The 23,524-nt window shown below is 71.0% G+C and carries 19 protein-coding genes and 1 tRNA gene; 19 read left to right on the top strand and 1 reads right to left on the bottom strand.

Features of this window, described 5'->3' with window-relative positions; genetic code table 11:
- Positions 1 to 9: 9 nt before the first annotated feature.
- From nusG to ACFC1F_RS05790, 15 genes are all read left to right on the top strand, one after another.
- The gene (nusG, locus tag ACFC1F_RS05720) at positions 10 to 909 is read left to right on the top strand and encodes a transcription termination/antitermination protein NusG (RefSeq protein ID WP_376155941.1); all 900 of its coding nucleotides are present in this window, start codon (positions 10 to 12) and stop codon (positions 907 to 909) included.
- Between the two features lie 162 nt (positions 910 to 1,071).
- Entirely contained in the window at positions 1,072 to 1,506 is a 435-nt protein-coding gene (rplK, locus tag ACFC1F_RS05725; protein ID WP_376155943.1) for a 50S ribosomal protein L11, read from the top strand.
- Positions 1,507 to 1,582: 76 nt separating this feature from the next.
- The gene (gene rplA / locus ACFC1F_RS05730) at positions 1,583 to 2,305 is read left to right on the top strand and encodes a 50S ribosomal protein L1 (RefSeq protein WP_148644357.1); all 723 of its coding nucleotides are present in this window, start codon (positions 1,583 to 1,585) and stop codon (positions 2,303 to 2,305) included.
- Between the two features lie 195 nt (positions 2,306 to 2,500).
- Positions 2,501 to 3,286 carry a hypothetical protein gene (locus tag ACFC1F_RS05735; protein WP_376155945.1) on the top strand — a complete coding sequence of 262 codons (786 nt, stop codon included), beginning with the start codon at positions 2,501 to 2,503 and terminating at the stop codon, positions 3,284 to 3,286.
- 96 nt (positions 3,287 to 3,382) lie between these two features.
- Positions 3,383 to 4,204 carry a hypothetical protein gene (locus ACFC1F_RS05740; RefSeq protein WP_376155947.1) on the top strand — a complete coding sequence of 274 codons (822 nt, stop codon included), beginning with the start codon at positions 3,383 to 3,385 and terminating at the stop codon, positions 4,202 to 4,204.
- 135 nt (positions 4,205 to 4,339) lie between these two features.
- Positions 4,340 to 5,200: a hypothetical protein gene (locus ACFC1F_RS05745; RefSeq protein WP_376155949.1), complete on the top strand. Its 861-nt coding sequence runs from the start codon at positions 4,340 to 4,342 to the stop codon at positions 5,198 to 5,200.
- Positions 5,201 to 5,582: 382 nt separating this feature from the next.
- The gene (rplJ, locus tag ACFC1F_RS05750; protein WP_209414022.1) at positions 5,583 to 6,146 is read left to right on the top strand and encodes a 50S ribosomal protein L10; all 564 of its coding nucleotides are present in this window, start codon (positions 5,583 to 5,585) and stop codon (positions 6,144 to 6,146) included.
- Positions 6,147 to 6,236: 90 nt separating this feature from the next.
- Positions 6,237 to 6,620 carry a 50S ribosomal protein L7/L12 gene (gene rplL / locus ACFC1F_RS05755; RefSeq protein ID WP_376155950.1) on the top strand — a complete coding sequence of 128 codons (384 nt, stop codon included), beginning with the start codon at positions 6,237 to 6,239 and terminating at the stop codon, positions 6,618 to 6,620.
- Positions 6,621 to 7,358: 738 nt separating this feature from the next.
- Positions 7,359 to 10,835, top strand: coding sequence for a DNA-directed RNA polymerase subunit beta (rpoB, locus tag ACFC1F_RS05760; protein WP_209414023.1), 3,477 nt, complete (start codon positions 7,359 to 7,361; stop codon positions 10,833 to 10,835).
- A gap of 103 nt (positions 10,836 to 10,938) precedes the next feature.
- Positions 10,939 to 14,832 (top strand): DNA-directed RNA polymerase subunit beta', encoded by a 3,894-nt coding sequence (locus tag ACFC1F_RS05765; protein ID WP_376155952.1) that lies wholly within the window; start codon positions 10,939 to 10,941, stop codon positions 14,830 to 14,832.
- A 176-nt stretch (positions 14,833 to 15,008) separates the two neighbouring features.
- Positions 15,009 to 15,082: transfer RNA gene (locus ACFC1F_RS05770), tRNA-Met, on the top strand.
- 195 nt (positions 15,083 to 15,277) lie between these two features.
- A complete protein-coding gene (locus ACFC1F_RS05775; protein WP_376155954.1) occupies positions 15,278 to 15,949 on the top strand; it encodes a hypothetical protein in 672 nt (223 codons plus the stop codon).
- Between the two features lie 82 nt (positions 15,950 to 16,031).
- Positions 16,032 to 17,219, top strand: a complete 1,188-nt coding sequence (locus ACFC1F_RS05780; protein WP_376155955.1) for a sensor histidine kinase — start codon at positions 16,032 to 16,034, stop codon at positions 17,217 to 17,219.
- Positions 17,216 to 17,905 carry a response regulator gene (locus ACFC1F_RS05785; protein ID WP_376155957.1) on the top strand — a complete coding sequence of 230 codons (690 nt, stop codon included), beginning with the start codon at positions 17,216 to 17,218 and terminating at the stop codon, positions 17,903 to 17,905. Before ACFC1F_RS05780 ends, ACFC1F_RS05785 begins: the two co-directional genes overlap by 4 nt.
- A 131-nt stretch (positions 17,906 to 18,036) precedes the next feature.
- Positions 18,037 to 18,645, top strand: a complete 609-nt coding sequence (locus ACFC1F_RS05790) for a hypothetical protein (RefSeq protein ID WP_209414028.1) — start codon at positions 18,037 to 18,039, stop codon at positions 18,643 to 18,645.
- Between the two features lie 58 nt (positions 18,646 to 18,703).
- Here the strand turns inward: ACFC1F_RS05790 and ACFC1F_RS05795 are convergent, their stop codons facing one another.
- On the bottom strand, positions 18,704 to 18,880 hold the full coding sequence (locus ACFC1F_RS05795) for a hypothetical protein (RefSeq protein WP_376156017.1): 177 nt from the start codon (positions 18,878 to 18,880) through the stop codon (positions 18,704 to 18,706).
- A 48-nt stretch (positions 18,881 to 18,928) separates the two neighbouring features.
- Between ACFC1F_RS05795 and ACFC1F_RS05800 the strand changes: the two genes are divergently transcribed.
- The 4 genes from ACFC1F_RS05800 (at position 18,929) to ACFC1F_RS05815 (ending at position 23,495) form a co-directional block, all read left to right on the top strand.
- Positions 18,929 to 19,669, top strand: a complete 741-nt coding sequence (locus ACFC1F_RS05800) for an NAD-dependent deacetylase (RefSeq protein ID WP_376155959.1) — start codon at positions 18,929 to 18,931, stop codon at positions 19,667 to 19,669.
- Between the two features lie 127 nt (positions 19,670 to 19,796).
- Positions 19,797 to 21,011 (top strand): cytochrome P450, encoded by a 1,215-nt coding sequence (locus ACFC1F_RS05805; RefSeq protein WP_376155961.1) that lies wholly within the window; start codon positions 19,797 to 19,799, stop codon positions 21,009 to 21,011.
- A 22-nt stretch (positions 21,012 to 21,033) separates the two neighbouring features.
- Positions 21,034 to 22,029 carry an ADP-ribosylglycohydrolase family protein gene (locus ACFC1F_RS05810; RefSeq protein ID WP_209414033.1) on the top strand — a complete coding sequence of 332 codons (996 nt, stop codon included), beginning with the start codon at positions 21,034 to 21,036 and terminating at the stop codon, positions 22,027 to 22,029.
- Between the two features lie 131 nt (positions 22,030 to 22,160).
- On the top strand, positions 22,161 to 23,495 hold the full coding sequence (locus ACFC1F_RS05815; RefSeq protein ID WP_376155963.1) for a serpin family protein: 1,335 nt from the start codon (positions 22,161 to 22,163) through the stop codon (positions 23,493 to 23,495).
- Positions 23,496 to 23,524 lie beyond the last annotated feature (29 nt).

Consider the following 23,524-nt stretch of genomic DNA (forward strand, 5'->3'; position numbering starts at 1 on the left):
GCAGCCACCGTGTCTGAGTCCCCCCTGTACGACGCCGACGAGACCGTCCGCGAGGCGGATGTCGCCGCCGAGCTGGACGCGGCCGAGCTGGCTGACGACGTCGAGGCCGCCGAGCAGATCGTGGACGCCGCGGACAGCGACGAGGACGAGGCCGAGGCGTACGACGAGGCCGAGGCCGGCGAGCCGGCCGAGGAGGCCGCGCTGCACGTGGAGTCCGACGAGGAGCCCGCCGTCGAGGAGGCCGAGGAGGCCGCCGACGAGGTCGAGGACGAGGTCGAGGTCGAGGCCGAGGAGGCCGTCGAGGTCGACCCGGTCGCCAAGTTCCGCGAGGACCTGCGCTTCATGCCGGGCGAGTGGTACGTGATCCACACCTACGCGGGCTACGAGAACCGGGTCAAGCAGAACCTGGAGCAGCGCGCGGTCTCGCTGAACGTCGAGGAGTACATCTTCCAGGCCGAGGTGCCGCAGGAGGAGGTCGTCCAGATCAAGAACGGCGACCGCAAGACCATCCGCCAGAACAAGCTCCCCGGCTACGTCCTGGTGCGCATGGACCTCACCCCGGAGTCCTGGGGCGTCGTGCGCAACACCCCCGGTGTCACCGGCTTCGTCGGCAACGCCTACGACCCGTACCCGCTGACCCTGGACGAGGTCGTCAAGATGCTGGCGCCCGACGTCGAGCGCCAGGCGGCCAAGGAGGCCGGCAAGCCCTCGCCGGTCAAGCCGAGCGAGATCCAGGTCCTCGACTTCGAGGTCGGCGACTCGGTCACCGTCACCGACGGCCCGTTCGCCACCCTGCAGGCGACCATCAACGAGATCAACCCGGACTCGAAGAAGGTCAAGGGCCTGGTCGAGATCTTCGGCCGGGAGACCCCGGTCGAGCTCTCCTTCGACCAGATCCAGAAGAACTAGCACTGAGCTTCGGCTTCGGGGCGGGGCTGCGGCTCCGCCCCGAAGTCGTTTTGGTCCAGCGGCGCATCCGCGTTAACCTGGTCCGATGTGTGTGCTGGCGGCCGGGTGTCGCCCCGGTTCGGCACGCACCAGCAATCACCTCTCGGAAGGACCCGGAGAGAAATGCCTCCCAAGAAGAAGAAGGTCACGGGGCTTATCAAGCTCCAGATCAACGCCGGTGCGGCCAACCCGGCGCCGCCGGTCGGCCCCGCGCTGGGTCAGCACGGCGTCAACATCATGGAGTTCTGCAAGGCCTACAACGCTGCGACCGAGTCGCAGCGCGGCATGATCGTGCCGGTGGAGATCACGGTCTACGACGACCGTTCCTTCACCTTCATCACGAAGACGCCGCCGGCCGCGCGCCTCATCCTGAAGGCCGCGGGCGTGGAGAAGGGCTCCGCCGAGCCGCACAAGACCAAGGTCGCCAAGCTCACGGCCGCCCAGGTCCGCGAGATCGCCACGGTCAAGCTCCCCGACCTGAACGCCAACGACCTGGACGCCGCGTCCAAGATCATCGCCGGCACCGCCCGGTCGATGGGCATCACGGTCGAGGGCTGATCACCCTTCTCGTCCATGTGGTAGGGCCTGCGCGGCCCGTCGATACCACGACTCCATTCCCCACTCAGGAGCAGCAGTGAAGCGCAGCAAGGCTCTGAAGGCCGCGGACGCTCAGGTCGACCGCGACCGCCTCTACGCCCCCCTCGAGGCCATCCGCCTCGCCAAGGCGACCAGCACCTCCAAGTTCGACGGCACCGTCGAGGTCGCCATGCGTCTGGGCGTCGACCCGCGCAAGGCCGACCAGATGGTCCGCAGCACCGTGATCCTCCCGCACGGCACCGGTAAGACCGCTCGGGTCCTGGTCTTCGCGACCGGCGAGCGTGCCGAGGCCGCGCGTGCTGCGGGTGCCGACATCGTCGGTGCCGACGAGCTCATCGACGAGGTCGCCAAGGGCAAGCTGGACTTCGACGCCGTCGTCGCCACCCCGGACCTCATGGGCAAGGTCGGCCGCCTCGGCCGCGTGCTCGGTCCCCGTGGTCTGATGCCGAACCCGAAGACCGGCACCGTCACCCCCGATGTCGCCAAGGCTGTCAACGACATCAAGGGCGGCAAGATCGAGTTCCGCGTCGACAAGCACTCGAACCTGCACTTCATCATCGGTAAGGTCTCCTTCACCGACGAGCAGCTGGTCGAGAACTACGCCGCCGCGCTGGACGAGGTGCTCCGCGCCAAGCCGTCCGCCGCCAAGGGCCGCTACATCAAGAAGACCGCGGTCTCCACCACCATCGGCCCCGGCATCCTGGTGGACCCGAACCGCACCCGCAACCTCCTGGTCGAGGAGGACCCGGCCTCCGTCTGAGCCCCGAGCTCACACCGGTAGCCGCGTCCTGGGCGCAGCAGTAGTCCGTACGACGGGCCCGTACCCCTTCACCGGGGTGCGGGCCCGTCGTCGTGTCCGGATCGAGACCGGGGCGGGGGGAAAGAGGGGTGTGGCGCGTCGTACGCTCAGCCGGTCGGATCATGTGACTTTCTTGTGTGACTGCCGGAGTGTGCCGTGCTGCCCGCCCTTCGCCCCGCCGTCTGGGGGGCAGCCCTGCTGCTGCTCGCCGGCTGTCTCACCGCATGCAGCCTGATGGCCGTCTCGGGGGAGCGCACCCCGGGTGACGGGGCCGCGACCGTCCGGCCGCCCAAGCAGGTGCTGCTCTCGGCCGCGCAGGCCCTGGACGACGTCGGCGGCGCGCAGGTCCAGACCGTCGAGGAGGGTCCCGCCGGGCGGCGGACCGCCTCCGGAACCGTCATCTGGGGCGCCAAGGACGCCGTCGACCTGACCGTCACCGACGAGTCGGGCACCGGCCGGCTCCAGACCCGGGACGGCGCGCTCGACCTCGCGTACGGCGGGGCGCCGGCGAGGCGGGCCGAGCGGGCCGACGTCGAGTCGCTGGACCCGCGGGCGCCCGGTGCGGCGTACGCGGGCGGCTGGCTGAGCGGGCTGGTCGCCAATCCGGGCGGCCCGGCGCACGCGATGGCGCTGGCCGGGAAGCTCACCTCGCTCGGCGGCGAGCAGCTGGCCGGCGGCACGGTGGCGCACTACCGGGCCACGGCGCCGGTGGCCGAGTACTTCGGCGCCGACGAGGGGCTCGGCCCCGACCGGCTCGCGGTGGTGCTCGCCTACCAGCGGCAGCAGGGGGTCACGACGATCGGCTACGACTTCTGGGTGGCGCCCGGGAACCGGCTGGTCCGGCTCCGCGCCACGGTCCAGGGCAGCGCCGGAACGGTGGTCACCACGACCGACGTCTCCGAGGCCGTGGCGGCCACGGAGACCCCGGCGGCGACCGGCTGAGCCGTTCCGGGGGTGGCCGTTGTCAGGCGGACTTTGACGATCCGTTAGAGTCCGCTGAGTATTACCTGACAATCGGGCCTCATTGGGGGTTTCTTCATGCGTGCTCTGCGCCTCGCTTCCGTCGCCGTCACAGCCGCCGTGCTGCTCGGAGGACTGGCGGCCTGCGGTGACGGCAAGGCGGACACCAAGTCCTCCGAGGACCCGGCCGCCGGCAAGGCCTCCGGCTTCGAACCGAAGGCCGCGCTGGCCGCCTCGGCCGTGGTGATGGAGAAGGCCGCCAACGGCAACGTCGAGCTGGCCCTGCCGGACAACACCATGACCGGCACCGCCCAGTGGAAGCAGAGAACCGACATCGACGTGGCCGGCAAGGGCAAGGCGTCCACCAAGACCCGGGTGGTCGGCGACGACATCTTCCTCGGCGGCGGCCCCGACGTGACGGCCGCCCTGGCCGGGAAGCACTGGGCGAAGGTCACCCCGCAGGACCCGGGCGTGGGCCCGATGGCCGGCATGTTCCTGACCGTGACCCAGCTGAGCAACCCGGTGCTCCAGCTCACCGTGGCGGCCCAGGCCGGCAAGCCGACCAAGGTCGGGGCGGAGGCCGTCGGCGGGGTCCAGACCACGCACTACCGCGCGGTGGAGGACGTCGCCAAGCTGACCGAGGCGATGACCGCGCTCGGCAGCGACCAGCGCGCCGCCGTCCAGCAGACCCTCGCGGCGGGCGGCAACACGATGACCGTCGACTTCTGGATCAACGGCACCCAGGAGCTGGTCCAGCTCAAGGGCTACAGCAACAAGAACGGCGAGCAGCAGGCCGTCACCGTCAAGTACTCGGGTCTCGGCACCGCGGCCAAGATCGAGGCGCCGGCCTTCGGTGACGTCGGCAAGAGCTCCGACTTCTCCAGGCTCTTCGGCGGCTGAGCCCGCCCCGCCCCCGGTCCGGTCCGGGCCGGTCGGCCGCTCACCCGGTCGGAGGAGGGGGCGCCGCCCGTCGGCCGGGCTCCTGGTGGCAAGGTGGCTCGGAACAGGCGCGTCAGGGACGGAAGGGGAGCTGACATGGCGGTGCGGCGGCAGCTGGCGGCGGTGGTGGCCGCGACGCTGCTGGCGGGCGGCCTGACGGCGTGCGGCGGGGGTGACGGCTCGCCGTCGGTGCCCTCCGGCACGCCGACGCCGACCAGCGCCTCCCCGACCGGCCCGGCCAAGCCGACCGACCGGTCGCCGCACGGCGTCCTGCTCTCCGCCCAGCTGGCCATGCAGACCGCCCGCCGGGCCAAGGTCAGCTACCGGCTCGGCCCGGACGCCGGCTCCGGCCCGATGTTCTGGCTGCCGAAGACCGCCCTCCAGGTCAAACGTTCCACCCCGGCCGAGGCCGAGCAGCTGATCGTCGTGGACACCGTGGCGTACCAGGGCGGCGACGCCGCGACCGCGGCCCGGCTCGGCGGCCGCCACTGGGAGCGGTTCACCGGCACGCCGGGCCCGGACGGCCACCGGGAGGTCCCGTACGCCGGGCTGATCGACCTGCTCAACCCGATCGAGGCGCTGGCCGCCGCGACCGCGGACGGGGTGGAGGCGCAGTTCCTCGGCGAGGAGAAGTTCGAGGACTCGGCGGTCGTGCACTACCGGGTCACCACCGACGCCGGGCGGTACGCGGCCGCGCAGACCCAGCTGAGCCCGGCCCGCCGGGACGGCCTGCGCGCCGCGCTCGCCCCCGGGGGTTCGGCCTCGCTGACCCTGGACCTCTGGCTCAACGACAAGGACCAGTTGGTCAAGCTCCAGCGGACCGGCACCGGGGAGGGCGGCCGGGCGGACGACTCGGTGCTCTACTCCGAGTTCGCCGGCAGCCTCTCGGCCCAGGCCCCGGCCGAGGCGGACACCGTGGACGCGGGCGTCCGCAACGTCTCCCCGCTGGCCCGCTGACCGTCCCGGCCTCCCGTTGCGCCCCGGCCGTCCCGCCGGTGGGCGGTGATGCTGGGCGATTTGCCCCGGACGGTGGGCTCCGGCTACTGTTGCCGAAGCCAAAGACCGCTGGTTGTCGCCATGCGCCCGCAGGGGAGTGTGCGACCGAAGGATCTGCGCTTTCAGCGCAGGCAGCCCGCGCAGGATTGTTTGGAGCTTGGACTTCCGGGTCCCCCGTGTTCGCACGTGGGCCTGTCGAGGTCGTACTGAGCCCCGTGCGCCTGCGCACCGGGGCTCATCTGCTTTTCTGCAGGAGCTTTCCTTCCGTCCGGCGGTCCGAGGTGAGAATGGTCGACTTTTGCGGTCGGCCGGACTTCGACATCACGGAAGGAGGCGTAAGCCTATGGCTAGGCCCGACAAGGCTGCTGCCGTCGCCGAGATCGCGGACAAGTTCCGCGCCTCGAACGCGGCCGTACTGACCGAGTACCGCGGTCTGACGGTGAAGCAGGTCAAGACCCTGCGTCGCTCGCTGGGTGACAACGCCCAGTACGCCGTGGTGAAGAACACGCTGACCAAGATCGCTGCCAACGAGGCCGGGATCACGGAGCTCGACGACCAGTTCAACGGTCCGACGGCTGTCGCCTTCGTCACCGGTGACCCGGTGGAGTCGGCGAAGGCTCTGCGTGACTTCGCCAAGGAGAACCCCGCTCTCGTCATCAAGGGCGGTGTCCTTGACGGCAAGGCGCTGTCCGCCGATGACATCAAGAAGCTCGCGGACCTCGAGTCCCGCGAGGTGCTGCTCGCCAAGCTGGCCGGCGCCATGAAGGCCAAGCAGTCCCAGGCTGCTGCGCTCTTCCAGGCCCTGCCGTCGAAGCTCGTCCGCACTGTGGACGCGCTGCGCGACAAGGTCGAGCAGGGCGGTGCCGGTACGCCGGCTCCCGCCGCCGAGGACGAGGCCGCCGAGTAATTCGGCAGGCTCACGCCTCGCTGCGGGCCCGTACGCCCGCCAACCCGTACATACGGCACCACCTGCCGAATTAGTGGAAGGACGCCAATCATGGCGAAGCTGACCCAGGACGAGCTGCTCGCGCAGTTCGAGGAGCTCACCCTCATCGAGCTCGCTGCCTTCGTGAAGGCCTTCGAGGACAAGTTCGACGTCACCGCTGCCGCTCCGGTCGCCGTTGCCGCCGCCGGCGTTGCCGGCCCGGCCGCCGAGGCCGCTGAGGAGCAGGACGAGTTCGACGTCATCCTCGACGGTGCCGGCGACAAGAAGATCCAGGTCATCAAGGAGGTGCGCACCCTGACCTCCCTCGGCCTGAAGGAGGCCAAGGACCTCGTTGACACCGCTGGTGCCAAGGTCCTGGAGAAGGTTGCCAAGGACGTTGCCGAGAAGGCCAAGGCTGCCCTCGAGGCCGCCGGCGCCAAGGTCACCGTCAAGTGACTTTCCCCCGGCCCTAGCGGCCGGGAGGTGCCCCCCAGCCCCCTAGTGGGCTGAGGACGCCTGGGCCGGGCCGATCACCCTCGCGGGTGGTCGGCCCGGCCTTTTCGCGTTCCCGGCCCCCGGCGGGCCCGGCGGCGGGGAACCACCGGTGTGGCCGAGAGCGCACTCGGCAGTGTCGGCGCGGGCGGGTATGGTGATCGCTGTCATCGAGAGTGGCCCTCACCACGGCTTCTGTAACGCCGGGCGGGTTCGCAGCGATGGACGGGTCGAGGTCCGCGCCGGAGGCGGACCCTTGACGAACCAGGCGCGGCGCGCGATTCTCAAGGCGCGAGTCCGCCCGGTTGGTTCGTTGCTGGATGCATAACCAGCACCTCCGGCGGGAAGTGACTCCAGGTGAGTCGTGAAGGCCCGGGAGTGCCCGGGCCGGTGCAGTACCCGGGGGGCGTTCGCGCCCGCCGGCTACCGGGAGGAGTCTCCGATTCGGTTTCCGAATCAGAGCTGGACAGCAGTGTGCCATTTGGCTACACTGTCCCTTTGCGCTGCCTGTTAGCTGCTCCGTGACTCGTCGCCCGGAGTTTGCGTTGCCCTGAAGGGGTCTGGCACCGCCTCCGCAAAACGGCTCTGACCTCGGGTTTTCACCCCCGGCAGAGGCCAGTGGCGAGGGAGGTGGGACCAAGCCTTTCCAGGCCCGGCCGGTACGCGCGTAGTGAGCTCCGAGCCCTCGGAAGGACCCCCCTCTTGGCCGCGCCGCGCAACGCCTCGAACAATTCCGCCGCATCCACCGCCCCGCTCCGCGTCTCCTTCGCGAAGATCAAGGAGCCCCTCGAGGTCCCGAACCTCCTGGCCCTGCAGACCGAGAGCTTTGACTGGCTGCTCGGTAACGCGGCCTGGAAGTCCCGGGTCGAGGCGGCCCTGGAGAGTGGTCAGGACGTCCCCACGAAGTCCGGTCTGGAGGAGATCTTCGAAGAGATCTCCCCGATCGAGGACTTCAGCGGGTCGATGTCGCTGACCTTCCGCGACCACCGTTTCGAGCCGCCGAAGAACTCCATTGACGAGTGCAAGGACCGCGACTTCACGTTCGCGGCTCCGCTCTTCGTCACGGCCGAGTTCACCAACAACGAGACCGGTGAGATCAAGTCTCAGACGGTCTTCATGGGCGACTTCCCGCTCATGACCCACAAGGGCACGTTCGTGATCAACGGCACCGAGCGTGTCGTCGTCTCGCAGCTGGTCCGCTCCCCGGGTGTGTACTTCGACTCCACCCTGGACAAGGTGTCCGACAAGGACATCTACTCCTGCAAGGTCATCCCCTCGCGTGGTGCCTGGCTGGAGATGGAGATCGACAAGCGCGACATGGTCGGCGTCCGCATCGACCGCAAGCGCAAGCAGTCCGTCACCGTGCTGCTCAAGGCGCTCGGCTGGACCAACGAGATGATTCTCGAGGAGTTCGGCGAGTACGAGTCGATGCGTGCCACCCTGGAGAAGGACCACACCCAGGGCCAGGACGACGCGCTGCTGGACATCTACCGCAAGCTGCGCCCGGGCGAGCCGCCCACGCGCGAGGCCGCGCAGACGCTTCTGGAGAACCTCTACTTCAACCCGAAGCGCTACGACCTCGCGAAGGTCGGCCGTTACAAGGTCAACCGCAAGCTGGGCAACGCCGAGTCGCTGGACTCCGGCGTGCTCACCGAGCCCGACATCATCGGTGCAATCAAGTACCTGGTGAAGCTGCACGCGGGCGAGACCGAGTGGCGTGACGACGAGGGCCGCGACATCGTGGTCGAGGTCGACGACATCGACCACTTCGGCAACCGCCGCCTGCGCAACGTCGGCGAGCTCATCCAGAACCAGGTCCGTACGGGTCTCGCCCGTATGGAGCGGGTCGTGCGCGAGCGCATGACCACCCAGGACGTCGAGGCGATCACGCCGCAGACCCTGATCAACATCCGGCCGGTCGTCGCCTCCATCAAGGAGTTCTTCGGCACCAGCCAGCTGTCGCAGTTCATGGACCAGACGAACCCGCTGTCGGGCCTGACCCACAAGCGTCGTCTGTCCGCGCTCGGCCCCGGCGGTCTCTCCCGTGAGCGCGCCGGCTTCGAGGTCCGTGACGTGCACCCCTCGCACTACGGCCGCATGTGTCCGATCGAGACCCCCGAAGGCCCGAACATCGGTCTGATCGGGTCGCTGGCCTCGTACGGCCGGGTCAACGCCTTCGGCTTCATCGAGACCCCGTACCGCAAGGTCGTCGACGGTGTGGTCACCGAGAAGGTGGACTACCTGACCGCCGACGAGGAGGACCGCTACGTCATCGCCCAGGCGAACGCGCCGCTGACCGCGGACCTGCACTTCGCCGAGCCGCGCGTCCTGGTCCGCCGCCGTGGTGGCGAGATCGACTACATCCCCGGCACCGAGATCGACTACATGGACGTCTCGCCGCGCCAGATGGTGTCGGTCGCGACCGCCATGATCCCGTTCCTCGAGCACGACGACGCCAACCGCGCGCTCATGGGCTCGAACATGATGCGCCAGGCGGTGCCGCTGCTGAAGAGCGAGGCTCCGCTGGTCGGCACCGGCATGGAGTACCGCTGCGCCGTCGACGCCGCGGACGTCATCACCGCCGAGAAGGCCGGTGTCGTCCAGGAGGTCTCGGCCGACTACGTCACCGTGGCCAACGACGACGGCACGTACACCACGTACCGCGCCGCCAAGTTCACCCGCTCGAACCAGGGCACCGCCTTCAACCAGAAGGTGCTCGTGGACGAGGGCGCCCGGGTCGAGGCCGGCCAGGTGCTGGCCGACGGCCCGTGCACCGACGAGGGCGAGATGGCCCTCGGCAAGAACCTGCTCGTGGCGTTCATGTCGTGGGAGGGTCACAACTACGAGGACGCGATCATCCTGTCGCAGCGCCTCGTCCAGGACGACGTCCTCTCCTCGATCCACATCGAGGAGCACGAGGTCGACGCCCGTGACACCAAGCTCGGCCCCGAGGAGATCACCCGGGACATCCCGAACGTCTCCGAGGAGGTCCTCGCCGACCTCGACGAGCGCGGCATCATCCGCATCGGCGCCGACGTCGTCACCGGCGACATCCTGGTCGGCAAGGTCACGCCCAAGGGTGAGACCGAGCTGACCCCGGAGGAGCGCCTGCTCCGCGCGATCTTCGGTGAGAAGGCCCGTGAGGTCCGCGACACCTCGCTGAAGGTGCCGCACGGTGAGTCCGGCAAGGTCATCGGCGTCCGCGTCTTCGACCGCGAAGAGGGCGACGAGCTGCCCCCGGGCGTGAACCAGCTGGTCCGCGTCTACGTGGCCCAGAAGCGCAAGATCACCAACGGTGACAAGCTCGCCGGCCGCCACGGCAACAAGGGTGTCATCTCCAAGATCCTGCCGGTCGAGGACATGCCGTTCCTGGAGGACGGCACCCCGGTCGACATCATCCTGAACCCGCTGGGTGTCCCGTCCCGAATGAACCCGGGACAGGTCCTGGAGATCCACCTCGGGTGGCTCGCCAAGCAGGGCTGGGACGTCTCCGGCCTCGCCGACGAGTGGGCCCAGCGCCTGCAGGCGATCGGCGCCGACACGGTCCAGGGCGGCACCAACCTGGCCACCCCGGTCTTCGACGGCGCCCGCGAGGACGAGATCACCGGCCTGCTGGACAACACCACCCTCACCCGTGACGGTGAGCGCCTGGTGAACTCCACCGGCAAGGCCCGGCTGTTCGACGGCCGCTCCGGCGAGCCGTTCCCGATGCCGGTCTCGGTCGGCTACATGTACATCCTCAAGCTGCACCACCTGGTCGACGACAAGCTGCACGCCCGTTCGACCGGCCCGTACTCGATGATCACCCAGCAGCCGCTCGGTGGTAAGGCGCAGTTCGGTGGTCAGCGCTTCGGTGAGATGGAGGTGTGGGCCCTTGAGGCGTACGGCGCGGCCTACGCGCTGCAGGAGCTGCTCACCATCAAGTCCGACGACGTTCTCGGCCGCGTGAAGGTCTACGAGGCCATCGTCAAGGGCGAGAACATCCCCGAGCCCGGCATTCCCGAGTCCTTCAAGGTCCTCATCAAGGAAATGCAGTCGCTCTGCCTCAACGTGGAGGTGCTGTCCTCGGACGGCCAGTCCATCGAGATGCGGGACTCCGACGAGGACGTGTTCCGCGCCGCCGAGGAGCTCGGCATCGACCTGTCCCGGCGCGAGCCGAGCAGCGTCGAAGAGGTCTGACGGAGGTTGGGCCGGCTCTTAACCACTGAGAGCCGGCCCGCCCCCAGGCCCCCCTCAGACCACACGAACGACTCTCGACTTACGAAAGAGGGCTTGACGACCAGTGCTTGACGTCAACTTCTTCGACGAGCTCCGCATCGGCCTGGCCACCGCCGACGACATCCGCCAGTGGTCGCACGGCGAGGTCAAGAAGCCGGAGACCATCAACTACCGCACCCTGAAGCCCGAAAAGGACGGACTCTTCTGCGAGAAGATCTTCGGTCCGACCCGGGACTGGGAGTGCTACTGCGGCAAGTACAAGCGCGTCCGCTTCAAGGGCATCATCTGTGAGCGCTGCGGCGTCGAGGTGACCCGCGCCAAGGTGCGCCGTGAGCGGATGGGCCACATCGAGCTGGCCGCCCCGGTCACCCACATCTGGTACTTCAAGGGTGTCCCGTCCCGTCTGGGCTACCTGCTCGACCTGGCGCCGAAGGACCTCGAGAAGGTCATCTACTTCGCCGCCTACATGATCACCTGGGTCGACGACGAGCGCCGCCAGCGCGACCTCCCGTCCCTGGAGGCGCACGTCTCGGTCGAGCGTCAGCAGATCGAGAACCGCCGCGACTCCGACCTCGAGGCCCGTGCCAAGAAGGCCGAGACCGACCTGGCCGAGCTGGAGGCCGAGGGCGCCAAGGCCGACGTGCGCCGCAAGGTGCGCGAGGGTGCCGAGCGCGAGATGAAGCAGCTGCGCGACCGTGCGCAGCGCGAGCTCGACCGCCTCGACGAGGTGTGGGCCCGCTTCAAGAACCTCAAGGTCCAGGACCTCGAGGGCGACGAGCTGCTCTACCGCGAGCTGCGCGACCGCTTCGGCACCTACTTCTCCGGCTCGATGGGCGCGGCGGCCCTCAAGGACCGCCTCGAGACCTTCGACCTGGCGGAGGAGTCCGAGCGCCTGCGCGAGATCATCCGCACCGGCAAGGGCCAGAAGAAGACCCGTGCGCTCAAGCGCCTCAAGGTCGTCTCCGCGTTCCTGCAGACCACCAACAAGCCCAACGGCATGGTGCTGGACTGCGTCCCGGTCATCCCGCCGGACCTGCGTCCGATGGTGCAGCTGGACGGTGGCCGCTTCGCGACCTCCGACCTGAACGACCTGTACCGCCGCGTCATCAACCGCAACAACCGCCTGAAGCGGCTTCTCGACCTCGGTGCCCCCGAGATCATCGTGAACAACGAGAAGCGCATGCTCCAGGAGGCCGTCGACGCCCTGTTCGACAACGGCCGTCGTGGTCGCCCGGTCACGGGCCCCGGCAACCGTCCGCTGAAGTCCCTCAGCGACATGCTGAAGGGCAAGCAGGGTCGTTTCCGCCAGAACCTGCTCGGCAAGCGAGTCGACTACTCGGCCCGTTCGGTCATCGTCGTCGGCCCGCAGCTCAAGCTGCACCAGTGCGGTCTGCCCAAGGCCATGGCGCTGGAGCTCTTCAAGCCGTTCGTGATGAAGCGCCTGGTCGACCTGAACCACGCGCAGAACATCAAGTCGGCCAAGCGCATGGTCGAGCGCGCCCGCCCGGTCGTGTGGGACGTCCTCGAAGAGGTCATCGCCGAGCACCCGGTGCTGCTGAACCGTGCACCCACCCTGCACCGCCTCGGCATCCAGGCCTTCGAGCCGCAGCTGGTCGAGGGCAAGGCCATCCAGATCCACCCGCTCGTCTGCACCGCGTTCAACGCGGACTTCGACGGTGACCAGATGGCCGTCCACCTGCCGCTCTCCGCGGAGGCGCAGGCCGAGGCCCGCATCCTGATGCTGTCCTCGAACAACATCCTGAAGCCGGCCGACGGTCGCCCCGTCACCATGCCGACCCAGGACATGGTGCTCGGTCTGTTCTTCCTGACCTCGGACCGCGACAACGTGAAGGGCGCCGGCCGCTCCTTCTCGTCGACCGCCGAGGCGATCATGGCCTTCGACGCCCGCGAGCTGGACGTCCAGGCCCCGATCGAGCTGCGTCTGCCGATCGGCACCGTCCCGCCCCGCGGCTGGACCCCGCCGGTGGACGAGGAGGGTCAGTCGAGCTGGTTCGAGGGCGAGTCCTTCCGCCTGAACACCACCCTGGGCCGCGCGCTCTTCAACGAGCTGCTGCCCGAGGACTACCCGTTCGTCGACTACGAGGTGGGCAAGAAGCAGCTCTCCGCGATCGTCAACGACCTGGCGGAGCGCTACCCCAAGGTCACCGTCGCGGCGACCCTGGACAACCTGAAGGCGGCCGGCTTCCACTGGTCGACCCGTTCGGGTGTCACCGTCTCCATCTCGGACGTCATCGTCCCGCCGAGCAAGCCCCAGATCCTCGAGGGCTACGAGGCGAAGGCGGAGAAGGTCCAGAAGCAGTACGAGCGCGGTCTGATCACCAACGACGAGCGCAAGCAGGAGCTCGTCGGCATCTGGACCCAGGCGACCAACGAGGTCGCGGACGCCATGGCCGCGAACTTCCCGAAGACGAACCCCATCTTCATGATGGTCGACTCGGGTGCCCGTGGAAACATGATGCAGATGCGCCAGATCGCCGGTATGCGTGGTCTGGTGTCGAACGCCAAGAACGAGACCATCCCGCGACCCATCAAGGCGTCGTTCCGTGAGGGCCTCACCGTTCTGGAGTACTTCATCTCCACCCACGGTGCCCGTAAGGGTCTGGCCGACACCGCTCTGCGTACCGCCGACTCCGGTTACCTCACCCGTCGTCTGGTCGACGTCTCCCAGGACGTCATCATCCGCGAGGAGGACTGCGGCACCGAGCGCGGCCTGAAGCTGGCGATCGGCACCGTCGGTGCGGACGGCGTCCTGCGCAAGACGGACGACGTCGAGACCAGCGTCTACGCCCGCATGCTCGCCGAGGACATCACGGTGGACGGCAAGCTCCTTGCCACCGCCAACACCGACCTCGGTGACGTGCTGATCGACGAGCTGATCCGCCACGGCATCAGCGAGGTCAAGACCCGCTCGATCCTGACCTGTGAGTCGGCCGTCGGCACCTGCGCCATGTGCTACGGGCGCTCGCTGGCCACCGGCAAGCTGGTCGACATCGGTGAGGCGGTCGGCATCATCGCCGCCCAGTCCATCGGTGAGCCCGGTACCCAGCTGACCATGCGTACCTTCCACACCGGTGGTGTGGCCGGTGACGACATCACGCAGGGTCTGCCCCGTGTCGTCGAGCTCTTCGAGGCCCGTACCCCCAAGGGTGTGGCCCCGATCTCGGAGGCGCAGGGCCGGGTCCGCATCGAGGACACCGAGAAGACCCGCAAGCTGGTCATCACGCCGGACGACGGCAGCGACGAGATCGCCTACCCGGTCTCGAAGCGCGTGAAGCTGCTCGTCAGCGAGGGCGAGGCGGTCGAGGTCGGCCAGAAGCTGACCATGGGTGCCACCAACCCGCACGACGTGCTGCGGATCATGGGCCAGCGTGCCGTCCAGGTCCACCTGGTCGCCGAGGTCCAGAAGGTCTACAACTCGCAGGGTGTGTCGATCCACGACAAGCACATCGAGATCATCATCCGGCAGATGCTCCGCCGCGTGACGATCATCGAGTCGGGCGACGCCGAGCTGCTCCCGGGCGAGCTCGTCGAGCGCGGCCGCTTCGAGACCGAGAACCGTCGCGTGGTCTCCGAGGGCGGTCACCCCGCCTCCGGCCGTCCGCAGCTGATGGGTATCACCAAGGCCTCGCTGGCCACCGAGTCCTGGCTGTCGGCCGCCTCCTTCCAGGAGACGACCCGGGTCCTCACCGACGCGGCGATCCACGCCAAGTCGGACCCGCTGCTGGGCCTCAAGGAGAACGTCATCCTCGGTAAGCTCATCCCGGCCGGTACGGGTCTGCCCCGCTACCGCAACATCCGGGTCGAGCCGACCGAGGAGGCCAAGGCCGCCATGTACTCGGCCGTCGGCTACGACGACTACGACCTGTCGCCCTTCGGCGCCGGCTCCGGCCAGGCGGTCCCGCTGGACGACTACGACTACGGCCCGTACACCGGCTGAGTCCCCCTTCCTGCCCGTCGTCGGGCAGGAGGGGCCAGGTCACTGATCGCAGGGCGGTCACCCCTCACGGGGTGGCCGCCCTGCGGCGTTCCCGGTGCCGGTTGCGCCGCCGGTCCAGGCCGTGGGGAAAGCGATTAGGCATCCCGGCCGAAGTCGCGTAAGGTCATACCTACCGACGCGGGGTGGAGCAGCTCGGTAGCTCGCTGGGCTCATAACCCAGAGGTCGCAGGTTCAAATCCTGTCCCCGCTACTCAGTAGCAACGAAGGGCCCGGAGGCATCAAGCCTCCGGGCCCTTCGTCGTTCCCGGGGCCCGGCACGCCGCGGCCGGGCCGGCTCCCCCGTGCGGGGGAGGCGGGGAAACCGCCCGGGCGGGCGAGGCGGCCGCCGGGTGCGGCGGGGGAGGCTCTTCGGCGTCGGGTAAACGGACGTGGAGGGGAGCCGGTCATGAAGCGGATGCTGGGAGCGGTGGCGATCACCGGGGCGGTGCTGGCAGGGATGTCGGGGTGCTTCGCCGGGGGCGACGAGCAGCGGCGGGACGTCGCGTACGACGTGAGCGGGCCGGTGCGGGAGCTGGTGGTCGTGGCGCACACGGGCGGGGTCACCGTGCGTGGCGGCGGGAGCGCGGTGAAGGTGGCCGAGCACCAGAGCTACCACGCCGAGGCGCCGAGGAGCAGCCACGAGCTGAAGGACGGCACGCTGACGCTGACGTACGACTGCGAGGACTGCGGGATCGGGTACGAGGTGGACGTGCCCGCCGGGACGAAGGTGCGGGTGAAGGCCGAGACCGGCGGGGTGACGCTGGCCGGGCTGGCCGGCGAGGTGGAGGCCACGGTCGAGACCGGCGGGGTGGAGGCGAGCGGGCTGACCTCGCCGACGGCGCTGCTGCGGACCGGGACGGGCGGCATCGAGGCGTCCTTCGCCGGGGCGCCGGCCAGGGTGGAGGCGCGGGCGGGGACCGGCGGGGTGCGGGTGACGGTGCCGGCCGGGGAGGCCTACGCGGTGGACGCGAGCGCGGGCGCGGGCGGGGTCGACGTGTCGGTGCCGCGCCAGCCGGGGGCACAGCACGCCATCCTGGCGCGGACGGACGCCGGGGGCGTGACGGTCGCCCATGGCTGAGCGCCGCGTACCGGGGTTCGTCCCGGTGGGGCATGATCTTCTCCGCGGGGACGCCCTCCCCGCGCCCGGGGGAGGAGCGGTGATGGGGCTGGTGGCGCGCTGGCGGAGCCGGATGGCCGGGGTGAACCCGTACGTGCTGGACGTGCCGTTGGCACTGTTCTCGGCCGGGGTCTCGGTCTGGGCGGTCCTCAACGACGACAGGGCGTGGCCCTGGTGGGTATATGCGATGGCGCTCTGCACGGCCCTGCCGCTGCCGTGGCGCCGCCGGGCGCCGCTGACGGTGGCCGCGCTCAGCGGTCTGGCGTCCATCCCGGTGTCGGTGGTCGCCCACTCGGTGATGCCGCAGATCCCGGTGTACGCGGTGCTCACCATCTACACGGTCGCGGACCGGGCGCGGGACTGGCAGCGCGGGCTGCTGCTGGTCGTCCTGGTCGTCTCCAACATCCTGGGCACCCACTCGGTGAACGGGGCGTTCTTCAGCCTGCTGCTGACCGTCGGCACCTTCGTGTTCGGCTCGCTGGTGCGCGAGCTGCGCCGGCTCGCGCTGGTGGAGTCGGAGCGGGCGCGGGAGGCGGGCCGGCGGGCGGCCAGCGACGCGGCGCGGGCGGTGGCGGAGGAACGGGCCCGGATCGCCCGGGAGATGCACGACATCCTGGCGCACGCCGTCTCGCTGATGGTGATCACGGCGGAGGCGGGGCCGCTGGTGGTGCACAGCAGTCCGGAGCGGGCGGTCAAGGCGTTCGACACCATCGCCGACTCGGGCCGTGACGCGATGGTGCAGCTGCGGCGGGTGCTCGGCGTGCTGAAGGAGGAGGGCGCGGCGCCGGAGCTGGCGCCGCAGCCGCGGCTGGCCGAGCTGGCGGCGCTCGCCGAGCGGGTGCGCGGGGCCGGCCTGCGGGTGGAGCTGGACCTGGGGACCTTCGACGGGCCGTTGCCGGCCGACGTGGAGGCGGCGGCGTACCGGATCGTCCAGGAGGCGCTGACCAACACGGTGAAGCACTCGGGCGCGTCCGGGGTCTCGGTACGGGTGGTCCGGGCGGGGGAGGAACTGGAGGTCGTGGTCTGCGACGACGGGCACGGCGTACGGCCGAGCGCGGACCGGGCGGTCAGCGACTGGTCCGGCGGGCGCGGGCTGGTCGGCATCCGGGAGCGGGCGGCGGCCTGCGGCGGGCGGGCCGAGGCCGGTCCCGGTCCGGAGGGCAGGGGTTTCCTGGTGAGTGCCCGGCTGCCGGTGGGTGCAGCGGGCCTGGCGGAGAGGGTGGGCGGATGACGCCGATACGGGTGGTCGTCGCGGACGACCAGGAGCTGGTGCGGGCCGGGTTCGGGATGATCCTGGACGCGCAGCCGGACATCGAGGTGGTCGCGGAGGCCTGCGACGGCGTCGAGGCGATCGAGGCGGTGCGCGAGCACGGCCCGGACGTGCTGCTGCTGGACGTCCGGATGCCGGTGATGGACGGCCTGGAGGCGGCCCGCCGGGTCTGCGCGGAGTACCCGGCCACCAAGGTGATCATGCTGACCACCTTCGACATCGACGACTACGTCTTCGACGCGCTGTACGCGGGGGCCAGCGGGTTCCTGCTCAAGGACGTCCGGCGGGACGACCTGGCGCACGGCGTGCGGATGGTGGCCTCCGGGGAGGCGCTGCTGGCGCCGTCGGTGACGAGGCGGCTGATCGGGGAGTTCGCCGCGCGACGGCCGGGCGGGGCGGCGCAGCCGGCGCAGGGCGTGCGGGCGCCGTCCCGGCTGCTGGAGCAGCTGACGGCGCGCGAGCAGGAGACGCTGCGGCTGCTGGCGCGCGGGCTCTCCAACGCGGAGATCGCGGCCGAGCTGGTGGTGAGCGAGCACACGGTGAAGACGCACGTCAGCAATGTGCTGAGCAAGCTGGGGCTGCGGGACCGGGTGCACGCGGTGGTGTTCGCGTACGAGGCGGGGGCGGTCGTCGCGGGGGAGGGCTGAGGCCGGGCTCGCCGGTGTCTCCCCCGCACGGGGGAGGCGGCGGGTTCGCCGGTGCGGGCGATCCGCGACGAGGGGGCCGGCCGACAGCATCTGGGGTGTCGGAATCGGAACCCGCAGACCGGAGAACACCCGTGGACAGCACGAAGCGCGACCGCCTCACCCCGTACGCCGTCGCCGGCGGCCCCGCCCTGATGGCGCTGTACGGCGGCATCCGGCTGCTGGACGGCTCCCGCGACCCGGGCCCCGGCTGGCTGGTCGGACACAGCCTGATGCTGGCCGGGCTGCTGCTGTTCGGCCCGGTGCTCGCGGCCCTGCACGGGCGGCTCTCGCCGCGCGGCACGGCGGGCCGGATCGGCGCCGGCACGCTCGCCGGGGTGGCCTTCGCGGGCCTGGCGGCCTCGGTGGTGCAGATCGGCATCGACCTGTACGTCGGGGCGGTGGCCGTCGACAAGGCGGACCAGCACCGGCTGTTCGACAGCATCCAGAGCCGGCCGGGGGTGCTGCCGGCCTTCTACTCGGTGGGACCGCTGCTGTTCTACGTCGGACTGCTGGCGCTGCTGGTCGCCGCCTCGGTGGGTCCGGCGCGCACGCTGCGCTGGTGGAGCCCGGTGCTGGTGCTGTGCGGCGTCGCGATGACGGCGGCCGACCTGGCGCTGATCCCGCCGGCCGCGGTGCTGTTCCTGGTGGCGCTGGCACCGCTGGCCGGCTTCGGCGGGGCCCGGCGCCCGGCGGTCGCCTGAACACCGCGGCAGGACGGGCCGCCGCGCCCCCGCGGGTGGCGGGGCGGCCCGTCCTGCGTCAGCGCATCCGGAAGACCGGCCCGCGCGGGGTGAACGGCAGGACGGCGCCCTGCGGGCCGAGGTGGGCGTGCTCGCGCCGCACGCGCAGCACGTCGCACTCGCCGTCGGTGATGACCGGGACGGGCCCGCCGGGCGGGAAGTCCTCGGCCCGCTCCAGCAGGTCCACGCCGGGCACGGGATTTTCGGTGGCGGCCCGGGACGACGGGCCCGTACCGTCCGGGGCATGAACGAGAAGCGCCCGCTGATCGCCGTCCTCACCGGCGCCGGGATCTCCACCGACTCCGGAATCCCCGACTACCGCGGCCCGAACGGCCTCTGGCAGCGCGACCCGAAGGCCCAGGAGCTGGTCACCATCGGCCCGTACCTGGCCGACCCGGACGTCCGCCGGCGGGCCTGGCTGATGCGCCGGGACGCGGGCGCGCTGGCCGCCGAGCCCAACGCCGGGCACCGGGCCCTGGTCGGGCTGGAGCGCAGCGGGCTGCCGGTGCGGGTCCTCACCCAGAACGTCGACGGCCTGCACCAGCGGGCCGGGCAGACCGCCCGCAAGGTGCTCGAACTGCACGGCACCGCGCGGGAGGTGAAGTGCGTGGACTGCCGGGCGGTCGGCCCGATGGAGGAGGCGCTGGAGCGGGTGGCGGCCGGCGAGCCGGACCCGCCCTGCCGGGGGTGCGGGGGCGTTCTCAGGCCCCGCACGGTGATGTTCGGCGAGGACCTCGACCCGGTGGTGCTGGAGCAGGCCGACGCGATCTCCAAGGCCTGCCACGTCTTCATCGCCGTCGGGACCAGCCTCAAGGTCTTCCCGGCGGCCGCGCTGCCGTTCAACGCGGTGAAGACCGGGGCCCGCCTGATCATCGTGAACGGCGAGCCCACGCCGTTCGACGAGGCGGCGTCCGAGGTGATCCGCGAGCCGATCTCCACCGCGCTCCCGGCGCTGGTCCGCCGGCTGGTGGCCCGTCACGTGTAGCGGACGCGGGCGGCCCGTCCGGTCCGGGCCCTGCCGGAGCCGCAGCTCGAAGGGGCTTAAACCGGACAGGCCGCGTGCGTACGATGATCACTCCGGCTACCCCCTCACGGCCTGGAGTGATCGACCGATGACGACGACGGCGAAGTTCGACCCCTGGTCGGCGGAGTTCGTGGCCCACCCGTACGACGCGTACGCCGAACTGCGCGAGCACGCCCCGGTGACGTACTACGAGCCGACCGGCCAGTGGCTGGTCTCGCGGTACGAGGACGTCAGCGCGCTGCTGCGGGACCGGCGGCTCGGGCGCACGTACACCCACCGGTTCACGCACGAGGAGTTCGGGCGGCCCGCGCCCGACCCGGCGCACGAGCCGTTCCACACGCTCAACGACAACGGGCTGCTCGACCTGGAGGCGCCCGACCACACCCGGATCCGGCGGCTGGTCTCCAAGGCGTTCACCCCGCGCATGGTCGAGGGGCTGCGTCCGACCGTGCAGCGCCTCGCCGGCGAGCTGGTCGACGGGCTGCTCGCGGCCGGCGGCGGCGACCTGGTCTCCGCCGTCGCCGAGCCGCTGCCGGTCGCGGTCATCGCCGAGATGCTCGGCGTCCCGGAGTCCGACCGCCACCTGCTGCGGCCGTGGTCCGCCGACATCACCGGCATGTTCGAGCTCAACCCGACCGAGGAGACCGCCCGCCGGGCCGTCACCGCGAGCGTCGAGTTCTCCGACTACCTGCGGGCCCTGATCCGCGAGCGCCGGGCCGCGCCGGGCACCGACCTGATCAGCGCCCTGATCCAGGCTCAGGAGGGCTCGGACGCGCTGAGCGAACAGGAGATGGTCTCCACCTGCGTCCTGCTGCTCAACGCCGGCCACGAGGCCACCGTCAACACCACCGGCAACGGCTGGTGGGCCCTCTTCCGCAACCCGGACGAACTGGCCCGGCTGCGCGGCTCGGTGGACGAGCTGCTGCCCACCGCCGTCGAGGAACTGATGCGCTGGGACACCCCGCTGCAGATGTTCGAGCGCTGGGTGCTGGAGGACGTCGAGGTACGCGGCGTCACCGTCCCGCGCGGCTCCGAGATCGCGCTGCTCTTCGGCTCCGCCAACCGCGACCCGGTCCGCTTCGCCGACCCGGACCGGCTCGACCTCGGCCGCACCGACAACCCGCACATCACCTTCGGCGCCGGAATCCACTTCTGTCTCGGCGCCCCGCTTGCCAGACTGGAGCTCACCGAGTCGTACGGCGCACTGCTGCGCCGGGCGCCGGGCCTGCGGCTGGTCCGCGAGCCCGAGTGGCGCCCGGGCTACGTGATCCGGGGGCTGGAGGAACTGCTGGTCGAGGCCTGAGAGGGCCGGGGGGAGCCGAACAATGGGCAAGGCGACGGGTGCACTGCTGGGGCTGGCGATCGGGGACGCGCTGGGGCACCGCACCGAGTTCGACGAGATCGAGCACATCGCCCAGTACTGCGAGCACTGGCGTGAACTCCCGCTCCCCGAGAAGGCGCTGGTCACCGACGACACCCAGATGACGCTCGCCCTCGGCCGCGGCCTGCGCACCGCCCTGGAGCGCGGGCCGCTCGGCCCGCTGCGCCTGGAGCGGCCACTGCGCGAGGAGTTCGTCGACTGGTGGCGCTCGCCCGAGAACAACCGTGCCCCCGGCGGCACCTGCCTGCGCTCCTGCCAGCGGCTCTCCGACGGCCGCCGCTGGCAGGAGGCCAGCGACACCGGCTCCAAGGGCTGCGGCGCCAACATGAGGGTCGCCCCGATCGGCCTGGTCCGCGAGCTCGACACCCGGCAGCTGGCGGGCGCCGCCCAGCTGCAGTCCGCACTCACCCACGGCCACCCCACCGCGCTCGCGGCCAGCGACCTCACCGCGTACGCCGTCCGCAAGCTCGCCGAGGGCCTGCCGCCCGCCGGGCTGGTGCCCGTCCTGCGGGCCTACGCACTGGCCAACCGCACCCGGTACGACGAGTCCTGGCTCGGCGACCTCGCGGCGCACGCCCAGGACCGCTCGGCGGAGCAGTTCATCGCACGGGGCTGGGACGAGTGCCTCGGCATCCTCGACCGGCTGAACGCGGCGCTCGCCGCGCCCGACGTCGAGGCGGACCCGTGCCTGGCCACCGGCGAGGGCTGGATCGCCGAGGAGGCGCTCGCCACCGGCCTGCTCTGCTTCCTCCTGCTCCCGGACGACCCGGTGGCCGCCGTCCGCCGGGCCGCGTACTCCTCCGGCGACTCCGATTCGATCGCCTGCCTGACCGGTGCCTTCGCCGGTGCCCACCACGGGGAGGCGGCCTGGCCGGCGGACTGGGTGGAGCGGATCGAGTACCGGGACGAGCTGCTGGCGCTCGGCGCGCTCTGGGACTGAGCGCGCCGCATCCCACCGCGCAGCAGTGACTCCCGCCGGAGACCCCTGCGGCAGACGATCACGGCACCGCGGCCCTGCCGACGCCCCGTGCCCGGACGGAACCGTTCGGGCACGGGGCACGTCGAACCGCCATGAACAGTCGAACCGGCCGGACCGGCCCCCGCCCGGCGGTCCTGCTCCTCACCGCGACCCTCACCGCCGTGCTCGCCGCGCCGCTGCTCACCGGCTGCGGCTCCACCGGCGCCGCCGCACCGCCCGTCGTCCGCGCCTCCGCGCCCGCCTCGCCGCCGCCGGCCGACCCGGCCCAGGTCGCCGCGACCGCGGCCGCCACCAACGCCTTCGGCCTGGACCTCCTGCACACCCTCACCGCCGACCCCGGCCAGGCCGGCCGCAACATGGTGCTCTCGCCCTCCGGCCTGGCCACCGTGCTCGCCATGGTGCTGCCCGGAGCCCGCGGCACCACCGCCGACGAGCTCGCCAAGGCCCTGCACACCGAGCTCACCCCGCAGCAGTACGCCCTCGCCACCGGCGCCCTCGGCCGCCCGCTCCCGCCCACCGACGGGCTGACCCTGCGGCAGTCCGACGACCTCTGGGCCCAGCAGGGCTTCCCGCTGAACCAGGACTACCTGGCCACCCTCGCCACCGCCTTCGACACCGGCGTGCACACCGCCGATTTCAGGAAGGACCCGGAGGGCGCCCGCAAGGCCGTCAACGCGGCCGTGGAGAAGGCCACCGAAGGCCGGATCAAGAACCTCTTCGGCGAGCGGGCCGTCAACCCGGACACCCGGCTGGCGCTCACCGACGCGCTCTACCTCAAGGCGAAGTGGGCCTCCCCGTTCAAGGCCGGGTACACCGCCGACAAGCCGTTCCACCGCCTGGACGGCTCGGCCCCCGCGGTCAGCACGATGCGCCAGAGCGGTACCTTCCGCTACGCCGAGGGCTCCGGCGGGATCCTCGGCGAGCCCTGGCAGGCCGTCGAGCTCCCGTACGCGGACGGCACGCTGGCGATGGACCTGCTGGTGCCCGCCCAGGGCGGCTTCGCGGGCTTCGTCAAGGGCCTGGACCAGGCCGAGCTGGCCCGCATCCTGGGCGAACTCACCGAGCGGTCGGTCGACCTGACACTGCCGCGGTTCCACTTCGACACGGCCAACGAGCTGACCCCGACGCTGCGCGCGCTCGGCGTGAACGCCGCGTTCGACGCCGCCGACCTCGGGGGCATCCCCGGGCCCGGTACGAACGAGCGGTTGAAGATCGGCACCGTCGTCCAGAAGGCCACCATCGAGGTGGACGAGGAGGGCACGGTGGCCGCCGCCGGCAGCGGCGTCGGCCTGGAGGCGGCGGGTGCGGCGGCCCCGAAGCAGCCCGCCGAGTTGCACATCGACCGGCCGTTCCTGTTCCTGATCCGGGACACCGCCACCGGCCGGCCGCTCTTCCTCGGCCAGGTCACCGACCCGCAGGCGCGCTGAGCAGCGGCCGGACGCAGGGCCGCGGGGTC

The organism is Kitasatospora sp. NPDC056181 (assembly GCF_042266225.1).
Classification (GTDB): domain Bacteria; phylum Actinomycetota; class Actinomycetes; order Streptomycetales; family Streptomycetaceae; genus Kitasatospora.